The following is a 22,707-nucleotide window of genomic DNA, read 5'->3' on the forward strand; positions in this document are numbered from 1 at the left end:
AATGGTGGAATATATTGTTATGGCCGCCATGTACAACACCATGACTTCTGGAAAGGTTGATAAATACCTTGTCCGGAAAGGGGATAAGGTTACACCTGGCACCCCAGTGGCTGAAATCATTTCTGAGGGTTATTTTACCCTGTTATCAGAGGTTGAAGGGATAATAAGTGAGTTTTACGTTATGGAAGGAGACTACGTTGAAGTAGACACCGCTTTAATAGAGGTTGAAATTACAGAAGAAGAATAATTTGTCACAAAACTGAAAAGAAATAAGCCGCTGTTGCAAGATAAATAGCCAACCCAAGTATATCATTGATAACGGTAATAAAAGGGCCAGTGCTAATTGCGGGGTCGATATCAAGGTTTATGAAAACAATAGGGGCTAACGAACCCATTATTGAGGCGACCGAAACAGCAAGAACTATTCCTGTGCCCACCACCAAACCCAAAACAGGGTTTGTCTGCAAGATCGATTCTGAGGCTAAATGAACAAGGGCTCCACACAACAACCCAAAAATCACTCCATTTAGTATTCCAACAGAAAGTTCACTTTTTACCACTGTAGCAATATTTTCTTTTTGAATATCTCCAGTTGCCAACCCCCTGACTATGACGGTAGCACCCTGAATTCCTACATTGCCTGCGAGACCTATTACAAACGGAATAAAAAATATAACCGCCGCAAAATCTGCCAGGGTGGTCTGATACAGACCAAGCACCCATGCGCTGATCAGTCCTCCAATAAATGTTGTGAACAGCCACGGTATTCGCGCAATAATTTTATTTCTTATTTTTTTTGCAAAAGGGTCAACTTTAGCTGTGCCAACCATTGTATATATATCTTCGCTGGCACTGTCTTGCATGGCACGTATTACGTCATCAAAAGTGATGATTCCCTGAATTACATTATTATTGTCTACAACAGGCAAACTGCTTAGATGCTCCTGTCCCATGACCTGGGCAACTTTTTCGCAAGGATCATCCAGGTGAACTTTAGGGGTTTCGGGGCGGACAATCTCTTTAGCCAATGCGGAAGTATGGATGTTTAATAGATCTCTTAATTTGAAAAAACCCAGCAACTGGTCACTTTCATCAACAACATAAAAGTATGGAATTATTTCCTTGTTAGATTCTCTTCTGATTTTAGTGAAGATGTCACCTGCTCTGTTGTCAAAATGAACTTTATTGAAATCTGGAGTCATTAGACCACCAGCTGTTTCTTCTTCATACTTTATCAAGTCCTTGATTATTTCTGCATCCTCAGCCTCCATTTTGCCCAGGATCACCTCCTGGGTCTGATCAGGAAGCTCCTGGATGATGTCAGTTGCCTCATCTTCCGGCATTTCATCCAAGAGAGCGGCCAGATAATCCTGATCCAGGGACTTTTGAATTTCAAGACGACTGTCTATATCTGTTTCATAGAGGAGCTCCTGCCTTTTCTCATCACTTTCAAGAAGATGGAAAATCTGCACTTTATGCTCAATGCTGAATTCGTGCAGCCTTCTTGCTAATTCAAAGTGATCAAGGTCTATAATGAGAGAGCGCAAAAATGACTCATTGATTTCCGGCTCTTTTAAAGCAGTTTTTATTTTTTCAATATGCATAAAAACTATTATGAAACTGGTTTAAACTGTCATATTCTGATTTTCAGAGAAAAAATGCTATAATTCTAAAATGTTATATTTTTAAATTGCGAGGCAATATGATCCTGAATATGTCCCATGAGGACAAAAAAAGATATCAAAAAACGTTTGGGAAAAAAAAGACCCAAGCCCGTAAACGCAGATCGTTAATCCTATCAGATAAGACTAAAGATCTTCTATCAAAAAAATTCGAGGATGGTCACCCCGATACAGAGAAACAGGAGACTCCCCAGATTGATGAGCATGTAAAAATGAATGATAATTATCTGCGCACAGGACCTTATAAGCCTAAGAGCAAATAAAAATAATCAAATCAAAATATTATTTGGAGAAGGTTAGGGGGAGTGATAGTTTGACTGGATAAAAGCAGGATTAAGATTTTACTTCAGCTTCCGAACTTTTCTTTTCATTAGCGCCATTTTCGTGTCTTTCCTGATAAATCTTATAAACCTCTTTGTCGATAAAAAGATCTACCAGATTGGGGTCGAGTTCTCCTTTTTCTGCCATAGAGCGAAGAATTCGATAAACAGTTTCCAGGGGCATGGCTTTTTTATAAGGTCTGTCCGATGCGGTTAATGCTTCTGCGATATCGGTAACAGCCATTAATTTTCCTTCAAATGGAATTTCATCCCCAGCCAATCCCAGTGGGTATCCTTTGCCGTTGATGAATTCGTGATGAGCTCCAGCAAAATTCGGGATATTTTTTAATTTCTTTGTAAAAGGAATCTGTTTTAACATTTTCAGGGTAACAGCAGCATGACCCTGCATTTTTTTCCTTTCCGCTTCTGTTATGCTTCCCCGTCTGATAGATAGGTTTAACAGCTCATCCTCAGTTAAGAAAGGTTGGCTTTCACCTGCTTCGTCCTGATAAGTCCTCTTAGACAATTCTTTGAGCCTTTCCAGAGTTTCATCCTCAAGAAATTCGCCAGGTTCGTTACACTTGTTAACAAAATCCCTGATTTCTTCCATCTCTGCGACTTTTTCGAGTGTTTCTTGTTCACATGATTTTATTTTGGCCGGGTCATTTCCATTTTGTAATAACTCAATCTTACTATTTTGCCCCTCCAGTTTAATTTTTTGAATTATATAATCCATTCTCAAACGAACATAATGGATACGATCAAAAATTGTCTGTAGTTTTTTAGCCTTCTCAACGATCTCCACTGGCGTTGTGACTTTTCCGATATCGTGCATATAGGCCGCAATTCTTAGTTCGTATAACTGATCTTGCGAGAAAGTAATGTCTTTAAATTGACCTTCCTTGATGTCATGGATTACCTCAGCCATAGTCAGTGTCAGTTCTGCAACTCTTCTGATGTGCCCACCTGTAACAGGAGATTTTTCATCAATGGCTGTCGCCATAACTTTTACAAATGCTTCAAACAAATCACCCATATCGGATATGAGCTTGGCATTTGTTATTGAAACAGCTGCTTGAGATGCCAATGATTCGCTTAGGTTTTCATAATCCTGTGAAAACGCGATCACCTCATTGGTTTTTGGATTGGTTGCGTTTAATAGTTGTAATACACCAATTACATCGTTTTCATGGTTGCGCATAGGCACAACCAGCATGGATTTTGATCGATACCCAGTTGAACTATCAAACTTTTTAGGACCGGTAAAATCGAAAAGATCTGTGTCGTATACATCAGGTATGTTTACAGACACCCCTTTTAAGGCGACAAAAGCAGAAACATTGGACTCCTTCATTTCAACAGGTGGGAATGGGATGGTTTCCCCGGTTTTCCCCCCCATCCGTATTTTTAAGCTATCATTTTGAACTATTTGAAACCGCAGGGTACTGTTTTCAACAATGTATAAAGTCCCTGCATCAGCATTAGTAAAATTTCTAGCTTGATCAACAATCATTTCAAGAAGAGTGTTCAAATCATAAACACCTGATAGGGCACGTCCTATATCAGAAAGCTTTTTGATTTGTCCGCCCAGGCGCTCAGCGTAAACACTCACTTCGTCAACAACACTGTTAAGAAGAGTGTTTAAGTTTTCATCATTTGAAAACCTACGAGGTTTTGCAGCCTCATCTTTCTTCTGTGCTTCATTAACATCCATAGTTTATTAAGGATAAATGAGAAAGTACTTTGTTTTCAAAATAATTGAATACACAATTATCAAATAAAAGCAAAGTTAAATCAATTGAAATGAATTATTGTTATTGCGAATACTCAACTCAATAGCGTTTTCTATTGAAAAACAGGGGATTTTTGCAACAGAACATGAATTTTATAAATAATCCTTAAGCAGTAAAGGGGAATCTGAAAGCCAAATACGTTTTCCGCAGACATTAATAAAAATAGCTTCTGGAGATTCAAACAGCTTTAAATGGGATTGATATAAATCATCAGCAGTAGTTCTGCAATCTCCATAAGCCTCTTTTTCTTCATTAAAAATGCCTTCTTCAAACTTCTGAATACCTTCTTTAGAGCTTTTTCCTTCAAAATAGGACCGGAGTAAAGGATCTCTTAAGTTATCAGGATTTTTTGCGGTTTTTCTCAATAATAGTTTAATACCCCGGGATGATTGAGACTCAAATAAGCCGGCACGGATACATACACGCCGGGATTTTCCTGTTTCAACAGTCCATTTCTCAATCGCTTCCTTTGAATGACCCATTGCTCCATAAGTGGAAAGTTGATGGCGGATCACATAGAACGTAGAATAGGTGACGATTGTTTTTATATCTAATTCTGATTCGAGCCTTGGTATTGGATCAAATGAAAGTTTATTGGATTGAGATACTGATTCAGGAGTGGCCTCAGCTATAGGGACTCCCACTTCACCAAGGGCAGTGGCATAAAACAATGCTTCGAATTGACCATTGTCGAATGCTTTGATTTTATCTAGTACTTGCGGATCATTTATATCCCCAAACAGCGTTTCATCAGCACCATCTATGGTAAAACCAGGCTCTTCTTTTCCATACCAATTCGCCAGTATTTTCGCTGAATCCCCATACTTCTCCCGAATTGCTCGGATCGCTGCACTTCCCATCACTCCTGTTCCGCCTATGACTAAAAAATTACTCATTATTTCCTCTAATTAGATATTAAAATGAAATCGATTCGCATAAAGTTCAGGAGCCCCCATAGTTTTCATCCCAATCAGCATATGGAATTTGGGAGTTCTCGTGAATAGCTTGTGCCATATATGGGTCTGTTTCGAAAAACTTCTGGATTTGGTCTATCAGGTTTTGTGCCTCTTGAACGGCATTGCTCTTGCCTTCTTTGCGATTTATTTTTTCGGCAAGTTCCAAATAACTTTCTAGAAATGGATGGGCCAAGTGGATCGAGCGTGTGATTTTTTCGGGATCAAGGGAACGATGACGTTTTGCTATGGCAAATTTAGCAAATTCAAACCATACTGCTATTTGCCCTTCATTTTTTCCAAGGTTGAGTAGTTCCTGCCTGAACTTTTCTTCACCTTTCTCAGCCAGATTTACAGTGACATAATCCGATAGTTCGTCAAAAGGGATCCCATCAATGGTGTTGCATAAAAACTCCAGATTAAAAAGGATTGCGTTGATTAATTTATCCAAAGTAATCCCTTGAACAGAATTATCTTGGAGTTCTGCATTTTTCTGAAAGAGTCCCCAAATCCCATCATATTCAGCTACCTGTTCTCTTGGTAACTTCAAGACACCCACTTTTTTGAGGCAAGCTGATTTCTCCATTGGGCTTGCGATTGATAATGATATTGAAGAGAACAAATAAATTAAAATAAATATTAAGATGGATTTCATGTTTTTTAATTGTTTAGCTTTATTGGCCGCTGACATGTCTTGACCCTATAGCTGCACCTGAAATATGAGTATTTTGGGAACCGCTTATATGTAAATCCGGTTGTGATTTCTGAGAATTTGTAGGGTTTGGGGCAGGATCAACAGGCTTTGCTTCAACATGGGGGTCTGTTGCTGTTGATCTTGGGGATTTATTATCAGGTTTGTCCCCCGAGCAACTAATCAATACCAATAGGTTAATAATCAAAATCAGAATTTTGCCAGATTTCATATATCTTATCTCATGTATTTAGAGTTTATATGATGAAAGATCATTAAATAGAGGGAATATTTTTGGGGATTCTAATTAAAAAATATTGCTTGATAAATTTATACTTCAATTTTTTTCAAGTCAATTCAATTTCTATACTTTAAATCATCATTAAGGGATTAGATAGAAGTCTTACCCATTTTGAGGATAATATGACTTTCTTTTTTTGTTAGAGGCATAACAGAAAGACGTGATTGTTTGACCAGGGCTATATCCTGAAGATCCTTATGGGCCTTAATCTCTTCAAGGGTGACAGATTCCTGAAGTGCCTTAACCGGTTTCAAGTCGACCACCAGCCATCTCGGATCATCACTGGTAGGATCAGGATAAGCTTCACGTGTAACTTTTGCGATGCCTTTGATGTCCTTTCCCGTAACGCTATGATAAAAGAACACCAGATCTCCCTTTTTCATGGCATTCAAGTTGTTACGTGCCTGATAGTTACGCACACCATCCCAGTATGTTTTCCCGTCTTTTATAAATTGTTCCCAACTGTATTGTGAGGGTTCCTGCTTCACGAGCCAGAAAGATGTATTTTTTGTCATATTTTGTATCCCGATACGAGGTTTTCTATAGCAAAGTGAATGGTTTGGGGGCAAATTTTGAAAACTACTGTCATATAAGGACTTTTAAAGAATCTATTGAGAATTATCTCATTGACCCCCACCTATTTAATAAATATAATGGCAACTTCCAATTCATTGAAAGTTTTACTGAAATACATTTTCCCGGTGGCACATATCGGCCCCCGTTAGGAGATTTAAGATCATGTACCGAAAAGAGATTAAAGTATTAGATTGCACCATTCGCGACGGGGGATTGATGAACAATCACCTGTTCAGCGATGATCTTGTCCGCAGGGTTTTTAACGCAGTTAATCAATCTGGTGTTGATTATATTGAACTGGGTTACAAGGCAGACGAGAATCAGTTTAAACGTGGTGAATTTGGCCCCATGAAATTTTGTACAGAACAGGACCTTGAAAACATTGTCGGGGATACTGAAAAAAAATGCAAGATTTCTGTCATGGCTGATATTGGACGATTTGATCCCAACGCACTTATCCCTAAGTCTGAGAGTTATGTGGACATGATGAGGGTTGCCTCTTATGTCAAAGATATTGATAAGGCTATTGACCTTGTTAACACACTGAACGCTAAAGGTTATGAAACCACCATTAATATCATGGCTGTGTCACACGCCAGGGAAAGGGAATTGGATGAAGCGCTGGAACAGATAGAAAAGGAAAGTACTGTGGATGTTGTTTATCTGGTCGATAGTTTCGGTGCACTATACTCTGAACAAATTGCTTATCTAGCTAAAAAATATAAGTCTGCATTGCCAACCCGCGAGCTAGGTATTCACGCTCATAATAACCAGCAGCTTGCTTTTGCCAACACGATTGAGTCAATCATTCAAAATATTAACTATTTGGATGGAACCATTTGGGGAATAGGAAGAGCCGCTGGAAACTGTCCTTTGGAATTATTATTAGGTTTTTTGAAAAATCCTAAATTCGACATCAGACCAATATTACAAGTTTTGCAAAGTGATTTTGTTGAGTTGCGAGAAAATGTCGAATGGGGTTACACAATACCTTACGTTATTACCGGAATTCTGGATCTGCATCCACGTGCTGCTATGAAACTTAGAAATTCGGATAAAAAAGACGAATACCTGGAATTCTATAACAAGCTGACATCAGAGGCCAACGTCTAGGCCAATATGGCTGAATTTGACCTGACTTTATTTGAGCAAGAGCCCGTAATGGGAATTATACGGGGAGTTGACAAAGATTCTCTGCAGGGAGTCCTTCAAGCAGCATACGAGGGGGGGCTTCGTTTTCTTGAAATCACTCTCAACACGCCTGATGCCCTTCTTCTCATTAAGCAGTCTGTTAAGTTGTTTCCAGATTTTTGCATAGGGGCTGGAACTGTATTATCCGCTGAATCCACTGAACAGGTAATTGACGCAGGAGCAAAATTCATTGTAGCTCCAAACCTGAATGAAGAAGTTGCAGAATATTGTAATAAAAATAAACTAGCTTATTTCCCCGGAGCCTTAACCCCCACGGAAATTGAAAAAGCATGGCGGTTAGGCGCTACCATGGTAAAAGTCTTTCCTGCTTCTCAAATGGGGCCTGACTATATCAAGCTATTAAAGGGGCCATTTGAGCAGATCAAGCTTATGGCAGTAGGGGGAGTAAATCCTGAAAACATACCGGATTATTTTTCTGCAGGGGCTTCAGCAGTAGCATTGGGAGGGTCAATTTTTTCCACAAAGCGTATGGCAGATAAGGCGTTTTCTGTGATACAGAAAGAAATTGAAGAATTTATACTTGCAGTAAATAAAATTTATTCTAATATAAATATTGTAGATAATACAAAACACTCCAATTAGGGGGAATTCGGGGATGTCCTTTGACTTTATGAAAGATTTTATGATGTTTGAAGACGAAGAGCGGTTTTCAAACCTTTGTGAACAGTTGGAAGATGTGATTCGTGAAATAGATGGTGGAGAAGGAAAGATTTCTGAACTGGAAATCATGCAAGCGTTAGATTATGTCGGATTTAACTTGTTCAGGGATAACTGGGAAGAATATAAAAAAATGGATATGATAAATCGTGACCAGTCTTTTCCCGCTCATACCTCCAATAAAGAAAAGCGGTACATCCATTAATCAGTTTTTTAACTCTTTCTATAATTACCCGCTTCTATTTATCTGCCAACCCCTTTTTAGCGAGCTTTTCGTATTCATCTTGAAGCTCGTTTTCTAAATGTTTTACCTGCCCAACCAGCTCGTGAGTTCTGATATCAATTTCTTTTAAATGATTTGTAAGCTCTTGCAGGTCCTTGTCTGGAGTGTCTTTGAGGAAAGCCATACTTCGTTTGGCGTGTTGGGATATATGTTCAATAAGGTCGTGGATTGAGTTGATATTTAATTGTAGTTGAGAGGTTTCCTCCTTTAAATGAGAGGAATCAGCCTCAGCTTGAAATACGAAAGTGTAAATCAGCGCAAACACAAAAGCTCCAAACAGTATTCCCTGGCCAATGAATGTTTCCCAGGTTGGATACATGCCAAGCCATGAAATTGATGGCAAAAAGTTAGCCGCTGTCATTGAAATTTGTTCGCCCATTTGCAACTCATGGAGACCTCGCCCCATGAATGTGAACGCCATGTAATACAAAAGCACACTGGTAAATCCAAAAAACCATTTAATAGGAATTCTCATGCCCAATGTATTGATTAAATAAAAGACAATACCTAAAACAGCACATCCACCCAAAAATCCAGGTATTATTCCGCCTGTTTCATCACCTGCGTATAAAAACAGAGCTTTATAAAAAAGTACCGTCTCAAACCCTTCCCGATAAACTGAAATGAATGCCACCGCACCCAGGGTGAAAGTATTGCCCTTTGACAAAGCACCAACCATTTTCTTATTTATATAACTCTGCCATTTTTTGTTTTCGATTTTTGAGACCAGCCAATAACTGACCCAGAATAAAACCACAACAGCGATTAACATTATCCAGCCTTCCAGCAGTTCCTGGTTAGCCATGCTCAAATGGAGGACTTCATGGACGATATAAGCGGTGGCAAAACTTGCAAGAATACCCGCAATCACCCCAATGTAAATGGATTTAACACGCGCCTGATTGCGGGATTTAACTAAAAAGGCAATTAATGCGGCAATAATGAGGATAGCTTCAAACCCTTCTCTAACAATGATGGAGAAAGACTGAAAAAACATACCTGTAAAACCGACTTTACTTTTAAGTAATTCTAAACCCTTTGCCAGATCGAGATTGATTTCTTTGTGTAGTGATTCAACATCTTTAAGTGGAGCATTTCGCTTTATTTCTGCCCGGAATCTACTGAAGGCCGATTCCAAATTGATACCCAGATCCTTGTCCTTGGTAATAAGGTTGGATTCAATTTTTTCATATATCAGATAGGCATCAAAAGCCATCTCTGCGGCATCTTCCACCTGGCCGGATTTATACATCTTCAAACTATTTTCGAGAAGACCACGCACTTCACTGATCACCTGGTCGGCCGCTCCAGATTCAGAATCTCCCGCTGATTCCATCGCCTCGAGTTCAATATTAACAGGCGGGAGTGTTAAATTATCATTAGAAAAAGTTCTGATGTAGTAGGTAACATCCCAGATCTCAGTCTCTGACAGCGCACCGGACCAGGCCATCATTGCGGTGTTGGCAATTCCTACATTAATGACCTCAAAATTGTCGTATGCGGTTGTGTTGGCGTCTCCGGTAAGCTTAGGATCGGATAAAACAGCAGGGGGTGGATCAAACTGGCTTGCCATAGGGCCATCTCCGTTTCCCTTGACTCCATGACAAACTGAACAATTTGACTCAAATATTTTTTTACCGTTTCCCAATGAAACAGGGGAAACAGGCATTTTATTGATATTGATATTAAATGTTGCCAGTAAATCAGAGTTAATATTATTGACTTCTTTCCAAACTAACTGCGAATCCACCTTATCTTTGACCATAGTCGCCATTGAGGTGAAACGATTTTTTAGATCTTCTTTTTTTGGGGGATCTTTTATTTCAGAGGAAACTCTTTCAAACCTTTCAATTGCCTGTTGTAAAAATACCTGGCTTTCTTCATATTCCGGTGGCACTACAATTTGGCCATCCACCACACCTTCTTCAAATTCTTTGGCCGCAATGTTTAACATCATGACAATTTTTTTCACTCTATCTATTGTCTGCTCGTTTGCAGCCTCAGCATGGTCCAATAAATAAATAGACTGGCTAAAAAAAAGTGACCAAATTATGAATATTTTAAAAAAAACAGACCTCAGGATCTGTGAGTTTTGTTTTTTAAACAGCATGTGGTAATCCTTCAAAGTATTATTGAGCTATTATAAGGAGGATTTATGGACGGAAGACTTTGATTTAAATTGAGAACTGTTATCAATAATAGGAAAAGCCCTTTGAAAAGTCAAGGATACACTCGTCGCAAAACAGATATATTTGATGATTTTACATGACTGATAGATGACAAAAAATCTATTGAGGACAGGAATAGAAGGATAAACATTTGGTAGTCAAGAGACTATTTATCGGATTCCATAAATACCTGTGGATTTGATATTATTATAATAGACTGCAAACAGCCTTTCATTTTATCTTGCGATGGTGTGGGTCCGAATAATTCCAGAGAAAATTTCAAGGAGTGTGCAATGTATAAAAATTTAACAGCGTTATTAATCATAATCCTTCTTCTATCTGTTTCTGGTTGTTCGCTGCATTCTGGTTCTACTTATGATCGAAGTGAAATGGGCTCTCCTCAATATTTTAAGAAGGGTGTAATTATTTCTGTTAGAGATGTGGAAATTAAAGGAACCGAATCAGGAGCCGGTGCTGTAGCGGGAGCTACCGTAGGGGGGCTTGCCGGATCAACACTGGGAGGAAATACTGCGACACGTGCTTTGGGTGCGCTGGGAGGCGCTGTAGTTGGTGGAGTTATGGGCCATGCAACAGAAGACGTGATCACGAGTGGTGATGCTTCCGAATTTATTATCCAGCCGGATGAAGGTGAGCCTTATTCAATTGTCCAGGTGAATGATGAAGACCTCAAAGCGGGCGAAAGAGTTCTGATTATGGATTCAGGCAAGGTGCGTATTGTCCGGGACAGAAGTCAAAAATAATCATTAACTTATAATTTGATACGAGAAAATGAATGAAGGAATAAAAGAGGCCTACTCTGCGCTGGTCCAAAGATTACAAGAGAATAACAGGTTGGGTGGGATTATGGGTATCTTGCATTGGGATCAGGAAGTTATGATGCCTTCCGGTGCGGCAGAGTCTCGTGCCCAGCAACTTGGAACCCTGGCAGGAGTCCTGCATGAAAAGACCACTCACCCTGAAATGGGTAAATTGCTGGAACAGCTTCCCGAGAAAAATGAAGGTGAATTTAATGATTTTGAATGGTGCAATATTAGTGAAGCCCGACGGGATTTTGATATGGCAACACGGACCCCGAAAGAACTGGTTACTGAATTGGCCGAGTTATCTTCCCGGGCACATCAGATTTGGGTGAAAGCCAGGTCTGAAAATAAATTTTCAGATTTTGCCCCTGCCTTAAAAAGGTTAGTGGATTTGAAAATTAAATGGGCAGGATATGTATTCCCTGATATGCAGGCTTATGACGCTAATATAGATGTTTATGAAAGAGGAACCTCACAAACTGAAATCACTCCCGTGTTCGATAAGCTTAAAGCTGAACTCATCCCGTTAATTAAATCCATACAAGACTCAGGTTACAAGCCAGACACTGCCATTCTAGAGGGCCATTTTCCGATTGAAGAACAGGAAGCACTGGGTCGAAAAATAAGTGAAGAAATGGGATTCATATTTGACAAAGGACGGATGGATGTCTCGGTACATCCATTTTGTGGAGGCAGTCACCCCACAGACGTACGCATTACCACTCGTTACCGGGAAGATAACTTTGTCGAATCACTATATGCTGTCATACATGAAACCGGACATGGTCTTTATGAACAGGGACGTATGCAGGATGGTCGCGACCTCCCTGTATCTGAAGCTTTGACTATGGCCGTTCATGAGTCTCAATCGTTGTTCTGGGAACGTATGGTTGCGCAGGGAAAACCCTTTTGTGCACGATACCTGCCGTTGCTGGCAAATACATTCCCGAACAATTTCACAAACATCTCTACAGAAAAGTTTTATGAGGCAGTTAATGTGAGTCAGCCTTCATTGATTAGAGTTGAAGCAGATGAAGTGACTTACCCCATGCATGTCATTTTGCGTTATGAATTGGAAAAAGGATTATTTGACGAGTCAATAAAGGTTGAGGATTTACCAGAGTTGTGGAATGCAAAAATGGTAGAATATCTAGGGGTCATGCCGCCAACAGACACTCTCGGAGTATTACAGGATACGCATTGGAGCGGAGGAGCTTTTGGCTATTTCCCTTCTTATACGCTGGGTGCCATATATGCCAGCCAGTTTTATCAAGCCTTAAAGCAGGAAATACCTGATATTGAAAAACAGGTCGAAGAAGGAAATCTGGCTCTTATAAGGGGCTGGCTTGGTGCCAAAATTCATCAGCAGGGCAGGTTGTTATCAGTTCCAGCTTTGGTTCGACAGGTTACAGGAGAAAACCTCAATCCTGATTGCTTCATTAAATATTTAAAAAATAAATATAGTCAAATTTACCGGCTTAATTGAGTTTCAAAACTATGCAATCTGGTGCAACTTATCCCAAGTTAAAACGAAAGCTTCAATACTGTGACGTATGCGGAACACTTTTGCCTGCACCGGGATATTTTTGTATCCAATGCGACCCTCCTGAACCTCCAGAGCCTTATCCAGATAAAGGTTTGAACAAATTCCAGACCTTTATTCGAATTACTTTGTTAGGTTTGATATTTATAGTGGTCGCTGTGACAAAATTGGATATTAAATTACAGGACCTGATACCTAAAGAAGCAATTAAAGAAGCTCCACTTAAAGTAGCAAAAGATAAGGATTTTAAATTGCTTTTTAAGGTGAATGTGAGTTTTGCTAATTTGCGAGATAAACCCAGTACCAAGACAGGCAAAATTCTATATGTCCTTACTCGTGATACTCAGGTAGAAGTTCTTGACCAAAAAGGAAAGTGGTCAAAAATCACCGCCAAGACAGAACCCGGAAAGCCGCCCCATATAGGGTGGATAGGAAGCAAACTTCTTGATTCAGAAATAAAATAATCAAGCCAGTTTTTTACTGGCTTCAAGAATAGCTGTTTTAAATTCTTCGTAGGTTCGAGTTACTGGAAACTGGGGAAACTCTTGTACAACATTATCGGGTGCTCTGAATAATATCCCGGCATGGGCTTCTTTCAACATTCCTGTATCATTGTATGAATCTCCAGCCGCGATGACTTTCAGGTTAAGTCCCTTCAGTGCCGCCACTGCTTTGGTTTTTGCATCCGGAATCCGTAAACGGTAGTCGACAATTTTCCCGGCATCATCAACAACCAGATCATGGCAAAACAGAGTAGGGTAGTCCAGTTGTGCCATCAAAGGCCCGGCAAATTGATTAAAAGTATCAGAAAGAATTATGACCTGGAATTCACTTTCCAGCCAGGATAAAAACTCTTTTGCACCTGGAAGAGGCTCGATCCCTCCTATGACTTCTTTTATATCAGAAAGCTTGAGGTTGTTATCGTTGAGAATTTTGAGCCGTCCCTGCATCAATTCATTGTAGTCGGGGATATCCCTGGTAGTAAGGCGCAATTTTTCAATGCCAGTTTTTTCAGCGAAAGCAATCCAGATTTCTGGAACTAGAACTCCTTCTAAATCCAAGCAGGTCACGAGCATAGGGGGTATCCTTTTTTACATGTTGGTGGACATAATTTAAACAGGCATCTGTTTTTTCTTTCTCATTTCCAGAAGAAAATGCCATTCTTCGTTTTTTGTGTAATGAGAGATTAAGGCATATACCAGTATTCCGACAGTTATGCAAGCGGTCAAAGCAATCAAACGAATTGAAATTGAGTCTGTGACATTAAAAAAGCTTTCCCGACAAACAAAAGTGGCCGCACCCATTGCCAGTGAGGCAGCAAACATTTTAATCGTTGAACGTAATATTTTCCTTCCCCCCATCAGGCCCAGACGCTTTCTTAAATGGTAGATCAACATAGCAACATTAAATATGGCTGCTATGGAAGTTGCCAGTGCTAAACCACCATGCTGCAAAGGCTTCATTAAAATGAGATTTAATACTATGTTGAGTACCATGGCATAAATACCTATTTTGGCTGGGGTTTTAGTGTCTTGAAGGGAGTAAAAGGCCGGCGCGATAACTTTTATTCCCGAATAAGCGCATAGACCAACCGAATAATAAAGCAGGGCAATGGCTGTGCCTTCAGTGGTAGTTGTCAGGAACTCTCCTCGTTCCCATATCGTATTAATGATGGGCTCTCTAAGAATGATCAATCCAATTGTGGCTGGTATTGTTATAAAGAGGATGAGCCGGATGCTGAAACCAATAGTTTTTACCAACTCTTTAAGATCTCCCTTTGCGGCCTGGCTTGATAATGTGGGCAGAAGGGCCACGCTCAACGCCACCGCAAATATACCTAGCGGTAATTGCACTAATCTGTTTCCATAATATAGATATGAAATTGACCCGCCTGGAAGCATGGAGGCGATCAAGGTATCAATCATAATATTCAACTCATAAACAGCCAGGCCGAATATAACGGGTCCCATCAACCGGGCTATTTTGACAACTTCTTCCTGCCTGAAATCAAAACTCATTTCCAGCCACATACCTTTTTTAAATACAGTTGGCAGCTGAACTAATAGTTGAAGTGCCCCACCGACCACAACACCAATGGCAAGACCCATAATCGGTTCATCCATTAGTGGGGCAATGACAAGAACTGACACAATCATGCTTATATTTTGTAATATTGGGGCAGCTGCAGGTAGGGCAAATACTTTAAGAGAATTGAGTATGCCCATGCAAAAAGCGGCCAAACCAATGAAAAATAAATAAGGGGCCATCCAGCGAGTCAGCTTGACAGTTAATTCAAACTTTCCCGGCTCATCAAGAAATCCAGGGGCAAAAACAGTAATAACCGCAGGAGAAAATACTAAAATCAGTAAGGACACTGCAGATAAAATTACAAGCAGGATATTGAATAAATTTGCGGTCAATTTCCATGCGGCAGACTCACCTTTCTGCGTCAGAGTCTCGGTAAAAACAGGTATGAAAGCAGCTGTTACCGCTCCTTCACCTAATATTCTACGCTGCATATTAGGGATTCGAAATGCTACAAAAAAGGCATCAGCAGATGCGGAAGAACCAAAAGCCATAGCAATGACCATATCGCGCAGAAATCCGAAAATTCTGGATAACAGTGTCATTCCACTTACAGTACCTGCTGCTTTACTTATTTTCTTATTGCTTTCCATTAAGTAAGGATATTTACAGGTGGGACTTATTAAAAGCGCGGTTTTTTCTCATTCTAGTATAGCAAAGCTGAAGTTCCATATTGCCAAAATATTTAAAATAACGCTTATTATTCATTAGCGTAAAAATTTTGTCATCTCTTAATTCTTGAAGACTCATCGCATGTTATAATTGTTTTTGGTAAGTTTTTTTATCAGGTAACTCAATGCCAAAAATTAAAGTCAGGACTAAAGACCAAAAAGTTTACGAAAAGCTCGTAAAGGCCTATGAAAAAACCGTCATTATTCAAAAACAAAAAAGGTTGACTTATGGTCGCTGGGATTTTGTTGTTTTTGGACAAACTGAGAATAAAGAAACGATACTTCGTGAAGGCTATGCAGAGCAGGCTTCCATAAAAAGAGTCCCTATTTATATTGCTTCATTAGCTCAACCGGGGCTCACCAACGTGAATGGAATCCCAATAGAGGAGTTTGTAGAAGAAGACATTCCAAATCAATATCAGGGGTTGGAAATTATAAATATTGATCCTCTTCGTCCACTAACGATCATAAAGAAAGACACTCTGCCAGGAACAACTCGGATGTCAGATCAAATTTGTAAAGATTACGAGGATGAAAACATTGCCGTCATTGAGTCTCCAAATGAGTCGGACTGGATGATTGCTGTGATGAAATATCTCAGTGAATGTGACCGAGTATTCCCGGATGCTGTTCAGGAAGCTTTTTCTCGTAATGTGGCGCTTCATCAAGATTTCTTGTCTTTGGAAAAACCCAGCCAATTAAACTGAGCTGTTACGTACCTCATTCAATCAAAACCTTCTTTTTCAAAAACAATATAACCGGAGTCTTTCATTCCCAGGCTCTTGTATGTGCTCTGACCTGTATTATTATCATGCATGACATATAAGCGCAGTGCTTTAACCTGCCGATGGCCTTTCGCAAGTTCTTCAACATGCCTGAATAAAGTCCTGAATACTCCCTGTTTACGAAATTCCGGGACAACATATACACTTTGCATCCACCAGATCAGTCCATTGCGCCAGTCGCTCCATTCATAAGTTATCATCATTTGTCCCACCACTTTCCCGGCAAGCTCAGCAACAAAATAATGACATTCTTCTCTTTCCAAGGCTTTCAATACACCTTTTCTCAATATTTCTCCGTCTAACTGTAAAGCCTCTGTTTCTTTCGCTAAACACAGGTTGTTTTGCACCAATATCGGCAAATCATTTTCCTGGGCTTCGCGAACATATATCGGCATTTAATTTACAGGTCCTGGATAAATCGTTGTGCATAGGAACGGATATTCTTCCCGTTCAGTACATGGAATCGCCTTACTTTCTCTATGGTCTGATTTGAAAAACGTTTTAAAGGAATATGAATTATTTTTTTGCCATATTTTTTAGCAAGTCTTCTCCATGTCAGTCGTGGTGCGCAGGGAGAGACGACAGTGATATGAGTTTCCCGGGAGTGAAAAAAAGAAGCTTCAAGCAGTCTTTCTTCCAGGGTTTCGGAGAACTGTATGCGTGGGTCTCTCCAGATATCAGGAATAGGGCGGGGTGGATAGATCATCATACACCCACCATAAGTGGCTTGGCCAATACCCGGTCCAACCAAATTATTCATATACTCAGTGGAAAAAAAACATAATGTAGATTCCTCATCATGCTCAGCGTACCAGGTTTGGCACCAGCTATAATTTTTGGGCTCGGGATCCGGGTCGAATATAAATACAATAATTTCAACCTGCCCCCTTGAGGGAGGCACTTCTTTGACATATATGTCTCCCGTATACCAATGTCTAAGTGTATCCCTGATATCTATACCGTCTTTTACAGATGAGGTGAATTTTTCTGTACGTGCCAGATCATGGCTCAAAAGTAGTTTGGTTTGTTCGCGCACATGTGTATTCAAATTTTCAATTTTTTCATCTTCGGGCGGCCAGGAACATTGTCCATGAGGGTCCCAGTGATGCTGCCACTTTTCCTGGGTATGTATGTCGGGCTCTGGTTTTAAATTCAGCGTTCTCCACTCGAGATGAGTTTCTGACAAACGATTTTTCATGGAGACCGGTTTTGCACCTTCCTCATCAGGCAAAGCCTGATCAATGCCAAGTGAAAGCGTATCAGGTAATTTGTCAGCAGGAGCGAACGGGTATTCTCGTGCGGCTTCTAAAACTGCGATGGCAAAAGGGTCTCCGCCAAACTGTTTGGCGGAATTAACGAGAGTATAGAGGTCTGGAAGAAGACGGGACTCCATTAAAGTAAGATTGCGAATGTATTGCAATAATATCTGGAAAGTTTGCGAAGTCAGATTGTGATAACGAATCTTGTGCTTTTTAATAAATAATTCACGTGCTCGGAGGAGTATTTCCTTAACTCCGTCAATTGGGGCATTATTATCAGGACGCAAATCTTGACGTTTTTTTTCATATAAATAAGTGACATAGGGCAATTCTGTTAATGCAAAAAACAAGGTTTGTTTTTCAACTCCATATAATATTGGCAAGCCATCAGCTTTTTTAGGAGGGCTGACTTCCATCCTTTCATCATAGGCTTCTTTAATCCAAGGCCAATCCAGAATGGAACATATGCAAACTATGTTTGTATATTCCATCTCTAATTGATGAAGCTGGTAGGCCATCCATCTGGCTCTCCAAAAGTGCTGGCTCTTATCTTTGGGCCTTTTTTGGGTTAGAAGAAGCACACTGACTAATTTTTCATAAGACATCTTGCTCAAAGCAAAGCTGTCAGGAAAATCTATGCTTCTTTTTTCATAGCTTTCAGTACTCCAGTCAATGAAATGTCGTGGTATTCCCTCTTGCAGGGCAATGCGTAATCCCATGATTAACGGCTGACTGGGATCAATAGGGACGTAATTCATTGCACCGTCCTTCTCAACTTGACAACTCAGTGAAATACCTGGAAATATTTTGATGCCTTCTTCTACTGTTTGTTTGAATTCAGGAGGAAGTGCGACCGCAAGGCAATTATAGGCATTGGATAATAGTCGATGACGTATCTCTCTTGCAAAACTTCCACTTCCATGCACCACAGGCAAAAAGCTGATGCGAGAGCTGAGCTTGAGAATTTGACTCATTAGTTTGTAAACCTATTGATCGCTGTCGGGATGCAATGGGCTGTCATCATTGAAAAAGAAATCTCCCAGTCCCATGGGCAGTCTTTCATCTCCCAAAGCTCTTTTATTCCTGGCAGCAAGAGCATCCAGGTCAAGTGCTTCTTCACCAAGTACTTTACTGACTGCTTCTTTCCATAATTCATCCTTGGCTAAAGGGCTTTCTTTATTTTGACTGATGCGTTTCAAGGCATATTGGAGAATGTGGATGCCATCACGCGGCGAAAAATCCAGTTCCAACTGGTGAGATTTCTGCAGGAAGTCCGTTGTCATTTTCAGAAGTTCTTCCTCTGAAAATGGAAGATGATATCTAAGTATGTCCAACTCATCCTGATAGCTAGGCATCGTCATTTGCAAGGTGGGTTGCAGGCGGGAAAGGATATAATCTGGTATCTCAAATGTTGACTCATCGTTATTCATTGTTACACATGCACGGAACTCTCTATGAGCGTGAATCTGAATTCCAGCAATAATGGACTCTACATAACGTCGGTGGTCAAGAAGGGGGGCAAGCGATGCCCAGCTTTTTTCATTCATACGATTGCCTTCATCAAGAATACATATCCCACCTTCGATCATGGCACACACCAGGGGAGAAGCATGGTAGGAAATTTTTCCATGCTCCGACAAAACAGGAGTTATTAACAGATCCTCGGGGCGCGTGTCGCTAGTACATTGAAATATATACAGGGGCTGTTTTCTTTGATTTGCAGCAACCATTGCCAGGGTTGTTTTCCCGGTTCCAGGCATACCTGTAATTCTTGGAGAGAGAGGAAAATCTTTTTCTGAAACAACCATCCAGCAGGCCTCAATTTGTTTTAGGACTTCATCCTGTCCAATCCATTCAGGGCGGGTCGAGTCGGGCTTGCTCAAATGTAAAGTAACACCATCAATTTCTATGGATTTTTTTGTAGTCGTTTTCAATGTTTGATCCTTAACGATAGATTTTTCAAAGAATCAACACAGGCAAATTGTGTTGGGCAACATCAGGATACTTATGCTTTAGTCCCACTGTCAAGCAGGACTCTTATCTTAACTTGTTCTCCCGCTTTCATGAAGATTATTGTGGTGATATAATATATTTAAATGACTAACTGGAGGGTGGGGTGGAAAACTTATTTTTATCTTTGGCAGTTTTCTTTGCAATAGGAATGGTGGTTTTGATGATCAAATACGCAAAGTTCATTCATAATCAACCTAAAATGGAAGAGAGTCGCCGACAGGGTTCTGCTACTGAAGACGATTCTACATCCAGAAATAATACATGACATGACACTTCATGGTCAAAAAACCGATGACTTTTTTGCTGACTATATCAGACGTTTTCTACTAGAAAACAAACAAATTTTTACTCAGCCGGAAATGAAAAATGACAAAGTCTATACAGTATTAGAACTTATTGAACGACATAACGGCTACCAGGGTTTTTACTACCTTTGATAATTCAATGATCAGAAAAACTAAGCCCGAGTTCATCTCCCCATATTTGAAAGATGCTTCGAATTATTCTGAGGGTAATGCTGAAGAAGTTATAATTCCTGAATTTTCAGGAGAGCTTGCAGATTTTCTTAAAACTGAAACACGTCCTGTAACAGTTGCAGGGGCGGGGACAGGGCTTACAGCTTCCCGCATCCCTTCTGAAGGTATTATTGTTTCGCTGGAGAAACTAAATAAAATTGATTTAAAGGACGAAGGATTTGTGCAAGTTGGTGCTGCCACCACTTTAAATGAACTGCAAAGTTTTTTAAAAACTACTGATTGGTTTTATCCGCCCAACCCTACAGAAACATGGGCCTCTCTTGGAGGCACTCTTGCCACGAATGCTTCTGGGTCACGGAGCTATAAGTATGGAGTGACTCGTGATTATGTCGAAGAAATAGAGCTTATTTTGGTGGATGGAAGAAAAACAATACTCAAAAGGGGATTGAAAATTTGCGAACCCTTGAGTTTTGATGATGGCAGTAGTGTTTTTTTTCCAGAAATTTCCTATCAGAGTCCTAATTGTAAAAATGCGGCTGGATATTATATTCGTCCAGAGATGGACTGGCTGGACTTATTCATTGGATCAGATGGAACACTGGGAATCTTTACAAACATTGTTCTTCGACTTGAGAAGAGCCCATATGACTTTGTAAGTGGAATTTTGTTTTTTGAAAAAGAGAGTTTATGCTGGGAACTGATCCCGAAAATCAGGTCATTAAAGGGAACAAAAATAGACCCTTGTTCTTTAGAATATTTCGACCAGAACTCATTAAAAAGGTTAATGAGCAAACACCCAAATATTCCTTCTAACTCCAACGCGGCTTTATTTTTTGAGCAGGCTGTCTTTGATCGGAGTGATTATGATCTGGCGATGGAAAACTGGTATGAGTTTTTGAGTGAAGAAAATGTCATGCTGGATGATTCATGGTTCGCTCAAGAGGCAAAAGATATTCAGAAATTCCACGAATTCAGGCATGATATACCAATAATTATAAATGAAGAAAATAGTCGCGCTGGCAGAGTTAAACTTGGAACAGATATGGCCGTTCCAGATGATCACTTTCTAGAAATGATGAGGTTTTACCAGAATACGCTGGAAGAAAACGATGTGGATTATGTTATGTTTGGGCATTTAGGGGATAATCATTTGCATATAAATCTTCTGCCAGAATCAAGCAGGATGGAGAAAGCGAAAGTAGTGTATGATCAAATCGCAGACCAGATATTAAAATGGCGAGGGACAGTTTCCGCAGAACATGGTATAGGTAAATTGAAAAAAAAATATTTTGCAAAAATGGTTGGGCCAGAGGGTTTGAGCGATTTAAAAAAAATTAAATATTGTCTGGACCCCAAAAACCATCTGGGAGCGGGAAATATTCTATAATAACCGCTTTTGCTTCTCTTGCTATTGACAGCTTAAAGGTGTAGGAGTAGAATTTTTCGAATTAATGTGGGTTTGGCAATAGAGTTCAAGCAGCTTTGCGAGGTTGGGAAATATGCTCGATTCGTTTAAAAGCCTGGTTTTGAATTATTCATACGAACCGCTCCAGTTTTGTAGTGCACGCCATGCTATTACAATGGTATTTGGTGGTAGAGCCGAGGAGTTGGATAGTGCTGGATATACAGTTCGAACTCCTTCCACCAGTTTTCAACTTCCTACCGTGATACGTGTCTTGAAAATGGTTCGGCGAAACCGTAAGAAGGGTTTGGCTTTCAGCAAAAAAAATATCCTTCGTCGGGATAATTACACCTGCCAGTATTGTGGTACATCCAATCATCCTCTTACAGTGGACCATGTGGTTCCAAAATCACGCGGTGGAAAAACCAACTGGACTAATATTGTCGTTGCCTGTAAAACATGCAATCTTAAAAAAGGAGACCGAACTCCTTTTGAAATGAATATGCAGCTAATTCAACTCCCTAAAAAACCGGAACATCAGTATATTCCCTTTGTTATCCCATCTGGCCCAGACTCCCATATCGAGATCTGGCAAAAATATCTGCCTAAAAAATTCTCTGTTGAATCTGTGGCCTTTTAACTCAATTCGAATGCGGTTATACTGAAAACTAAGGTAACTTTTGGTATGCCAACCCTTTCCAGTGCATTGTAAGTCATATGGAAGCAAAATCCCTCATCCAGATTATTACTGAAGAAGAGTTTTTACAAATTGTCCAGGAACCATCCCGATTATTTTTTAAAGTAAGTGGCTTGTTTTGTGAAAAAGTTGAGGGTGGTAAGGATATATCCCGCAAATTTTACTCCAGCCTGATTCAGGAAACAGAATACCTCGAGAGTGTTCTTGACGAACATGGTGCGAGAGAAAATAAAACATGGTCCTTTTTTTCTGAATATGTAGCCTGCATGCGAAATCTCTCCATAGCCGCATTTTATATAAAACATATTCTGGATAGATA

22 protein-coding genes are annotated in these 22,707 nt (G+C 40.0%); 11 read left to right on the top strand and 11 right to left on the bottom strand.

Annotation, left to right across the window (positions count from 1 at the left end):
• Position 1: 1 nt before the first annotated feature.
• Positions 2 to 247 (top strand): hypothetical protein, encoded by a 246-nt coding sequence (locus tag F3741_02475; protein ID MZG29663.1) that lies wholly within the window; start codon positions 2 to 4, stop codon positions 245 to 247.
• Between the two features lie 4 nt (positions 248 to 251).
• Here F3741_02475 and mgtE read toward each other — a convergent pair whose 3' ends face one another.
• Positions 252 to 1,604 (bottom strand): magnesium transporter, encoded by a 1,353-nt coding sequence (gene mgtE / locus F3741_02480; protein MZG29664.1) that lies wholly within the window; start codon positions 1,602 to 1,604, stop codon positions 252 to 254.
• A gap of 98 nt (positions 1,605 to 1,702) precedes the next feature.
• Between mgtE and F3741_02485 the strand changes: the two genes are divergently transcribed.
• Entirely contained in the window at positions 1,703 to 1,945 is a 243-nt protein-coding gene (locus F3741_02485; GenBank protein ID MZG29665.1) for a hypothetical protein, read from the top strand.
• A 70-nt stretch (positions 1,946 to 2,015) separates the two neighbouring features.
• Here F3741_02485 and F3741_02490 read toward each other — a convergent pair whose 3' ends face one another.
• From F3741_02490 to F3741_02505, 4 genes are all read right to left on the bottom strand, one after another.
• Complete coding sequence (locus F3741_02490; GenBank protein MZG29666.1) at positions 2,016 to 3,716, bottom strand: GAF domain-containing protein; 1,701 nt, start codon at positions 3,714 to 3,716, stop codon at positions 2,016 to 2,018.
• Between the two features lie 171 nt (positions 3,717 to 3,887).
• Positions 3,888 to 4,691, bottom strand: a complete 804-nt coding sequence (locus F3741_02495) for a hypothetical protein (protein ID MZG29667.1) — start codon at positions 4,689 to 4,691, stop codon at positions 3,888 to 3,890.
• A gap of 46 nt (positions 4,692 to 4,737) precedes the next feature.
• Positions 4,738 to 5,334, bottom strand: a complete 597-nt coding sequence (locus F3741_02500) for a hypothetical protein (protein ID MZG29668.1) — start codon at positions 5,332 to 5,334, stop codon at positions 4,738 to 4,740.
• 495 nt (positions 5,335 to 5,829) lie between these two features.
• Complete coding sequence (locus F3741_02505; protein ID MZG29669.1) at positions 5,830 to 6,255, bottom strand: EVE domain-containing protein; 426 nt, start codon at positions 6,253 to 6,255, stop codon at positions 5,830 to 5,832.
• A 223-nt stretch (positions 6,256 to 6,478) separates the two neighbouring features.
• Between F3741_02505 and F3741_02510 the strand changes: the two genes are divergently transcribed.
• Genes F3741_02510 through F3741_02520 form a run of 3 tightly spaced genes read left to right on the top strand, consistent with a single transcriptional unit; the run spans position 6,479 to position 8,390 of the window.
• Complete coding sequence (locus tag F3741_02510; GenBank protein MZG29670.1) at positions 6,479 to 7,429, top strand: nucleoid-structuring protein H-NS; 951 nt, start codon at positions 6,479 to 6,481, stop codon at positions 7,427 to 7,429.
• Positions 7,430 to 7,435: 6 nt separating this feature from the next.
• Positions 7,436 to 8,110: a bifunctional 4-hydroxy-2-oxoglutarate aldolase/2-dehydro-3-deoxy-phosphogluconate aldolase gene (locus F3741_02515; GenBank protein ID MZG29671.1), complete on the top strand. Its 675-nt coding sequence runs from the start codon at positions 7,436 to 7,438 to the stop codon at positions 8,108 to 8,110.
• A 13-nt stretch (positions 8,111 to 8,123) separates the two neighbouring features.
• Positions 8,124 to 8,390 (top strand): hypothetical protein, encoded by a 267-nt coding sequence (locus tag F3741_02520; GenBank protein ID MZG29672.1) that lies wholly within the window; start codon positions 8,124 to 8,126, stop codon positions 8,388 to 8,390.
• A 34-nt stretch (positions 8,391 to 8,424) separates the two neighbouring features.
• On the opposite strand, the gene F3741_02525 is transcribed toward F3741_02520, so the two are convergent.
• Positions 8,425 to 10,425 carry a c-type cytochrome gene (locus F3741_02525; protein MZG29673.1) on the bottom strand — a complete coding sequence of 667 codons (2,001 nt, stop codon included), beginning with the start codon at positions 10,423 to 10,425 and terminating at the stop codon, positions 8,425 to 8,427.
• Between the two features lie 504 nt (positions 10,426 to 10,929).
• Between F3741_02525 and F3741_02530 the strand changes: the two genes are divergently transcribed.
• From F3741_02530 to F3741_02540, 3 genes are read left to right on the top strand one after another with little or no spacing between them, the layout of a single operon-like run.
• Complete coding sequence (locus tag F3741_02530) at positions 10,930 to 11,397, top strand: glycine zipper 2TM domain-containing protein (GenBank protein ID MZG29674.1); 468 nt, start codon at positions 10,930 to 10,932, stop codon at positions 11,395 to 11,397.
• 28 nt (positions 11,398 to 11,425) lie between these two features.
• Positions 11,426 to 12,943: a carboxypeptidase M32 gene (locus F3741_02535; GenBank protein ID MZG29675.1), complete on the top strand. Its 1,518-nt coding sequence runs from the start codon at positions 11,426 to 11,428 to the stop codon at positions 12,941 to 12,943.
• Positions 12,944 to 12,954: 11 nt separating this feature from the next.
• Complete coding sequence (locus F3741_02540; protein ID MZG29676.1) at positions 12,955 to 13,464, top strand: SH3 domain-containing protein; 510 nt, start codon at positions 12,955 to 12,957, stop codon at positions 13,462 to 13,464.
• Here F3741_02540 and thrH read toward each other — a convergent pair whose 3' ends face one another.
• Together thrH and murJ are read right to left on the bottom strand one after the other, a co-directional pair.
• Positions 13,465 to 14,076 carry a bifunctional phosphoserine phosphatase/homoserine phosphotransferase ThrH gene (gene thrH / locus F3741_02545; GenBank protein MZG29677.1) on the bottom strand — a complete coding sequence of 204 codons (612 nt, stop codon included), beginning with the start codon at positions 14,074 to 14,076 and terminating at the stop codon, positions 13,465 to 13,467. It lies immediately after the preceding gene.
• 36 nt (positions 14,077 to 14,112) lie between these two features.
• Complete coding sequence (gene murJ, locus F3741_02550; protein ID MZG29678.1) at positions 14,113 to 15,678, bottom strand: murein biosynthesis integral membrane protein MurJ; 1,566 nt, start codon at positions 15,676 to 15,678, stop codon at positions 14,113 to 14,115.
• Positions 15,679 to 15,881: 203 nt separating this feature from the next.
• On the opposite strand from murJ, the gene F3741_02555 reads away from it, so the two are divergent.
• Positions 15,882 to 16,463, top strand: coding sequence for a hypothetical protein (locus F3741_02555; GenBank protein ID MZG29679.1), 582 nt, complete (start codon positions 15,882 to 15,884; stop codon positions 16,461 to 16,463).
• Between the two features lie 17 nt (positions 16,464 to 16,480).
• Here F3741_02555 and F3741_02560 read toward each other — a convergent pair whose 3' ends face one another.
• Genes F3741_02560 through F3741_02570 form a run of 3 tightly spaced genes read right to left on the bottom strand, consistent with a single transcriptional unit; the run spans position 16,481 to position 19,734 of the window.
• Entirely contained in the window at positions 16,481 to 16,936 is a 456-nt protein-coding gene (locus F3741_02560; GenBank protein MZG29680.1) for a GNAT family N-acetyltransferase, read from the bottom strand.
• Positions 16,937 to 16,941: 5 nt separating this feature from the next.
• Positions 16,942 to 18,774 carry a hypothetical protein gene (locus F3741_02565; protein ID MZG29681.1) on the bottom strand — a complete coding sequence of 611 codons (1,833 nt, stop codon included), beginning with the start codon at positions 18,772 to 18,774 and terminating at the stop codon, positions 16,942 to 16,944.
• 12 nt (positions 18,775 to 18,786) lie between these two features.
• Positions 18,787 to 19,734 carry an AAA domain-containing protein gene (locus tag F3741_02570; protein ID MZG29682.1) on the bottom strand — a complete coding sequence of 316 codons (948 nt, stop codon included), beginning with the start codon at positions 19,732 to 19,734 and terminating at the stop codon, positions 18,787 to 18,789.
• A gap of 523 nt (positions 19,735 to 20,257) precedes the next feature.
• Between F3741_02570 and F3741_02575 the strand changes: the two genes are divergently transcribed.
• Both F3741_02575 and F3741_02580 read left to right on the top strand, forming a co-directional pair.
• Positions 20,258 to 21,676, top strand: coding sequence for an FAD-binding oxidoreductase (locus tag F3741_02575; GenBank protein MZG29683.1), 1,419 nt, complete (start codon positions 20,258 to 20,260; stop codon positions 21,674 to 21,676).
• Positions 21,677 to 21,788: 112 nt separating this feature from the next.
• Positions 21,789 to 22,331 (top strand): HNH endonuclease, encoded by a 543-nt coding sequence (locus F3741_02580; GenBank protein MZG29684.1) that lies wholly within the window; start codon positions 21,789 to 21,791, stop codon positions 22,329 to 22,331.
• Positions 22,332 to 22,707 lie beyond the last annotated feature (376 nt).

The sequence above is a fragment of the Nitrospinota bacterium genome (assembly GCA_009873635.1).
Lineage (GTDB): Bacteria > Nitrospinota > Nitrospinia > Nitrospinales > VA-1 > LS-NOB.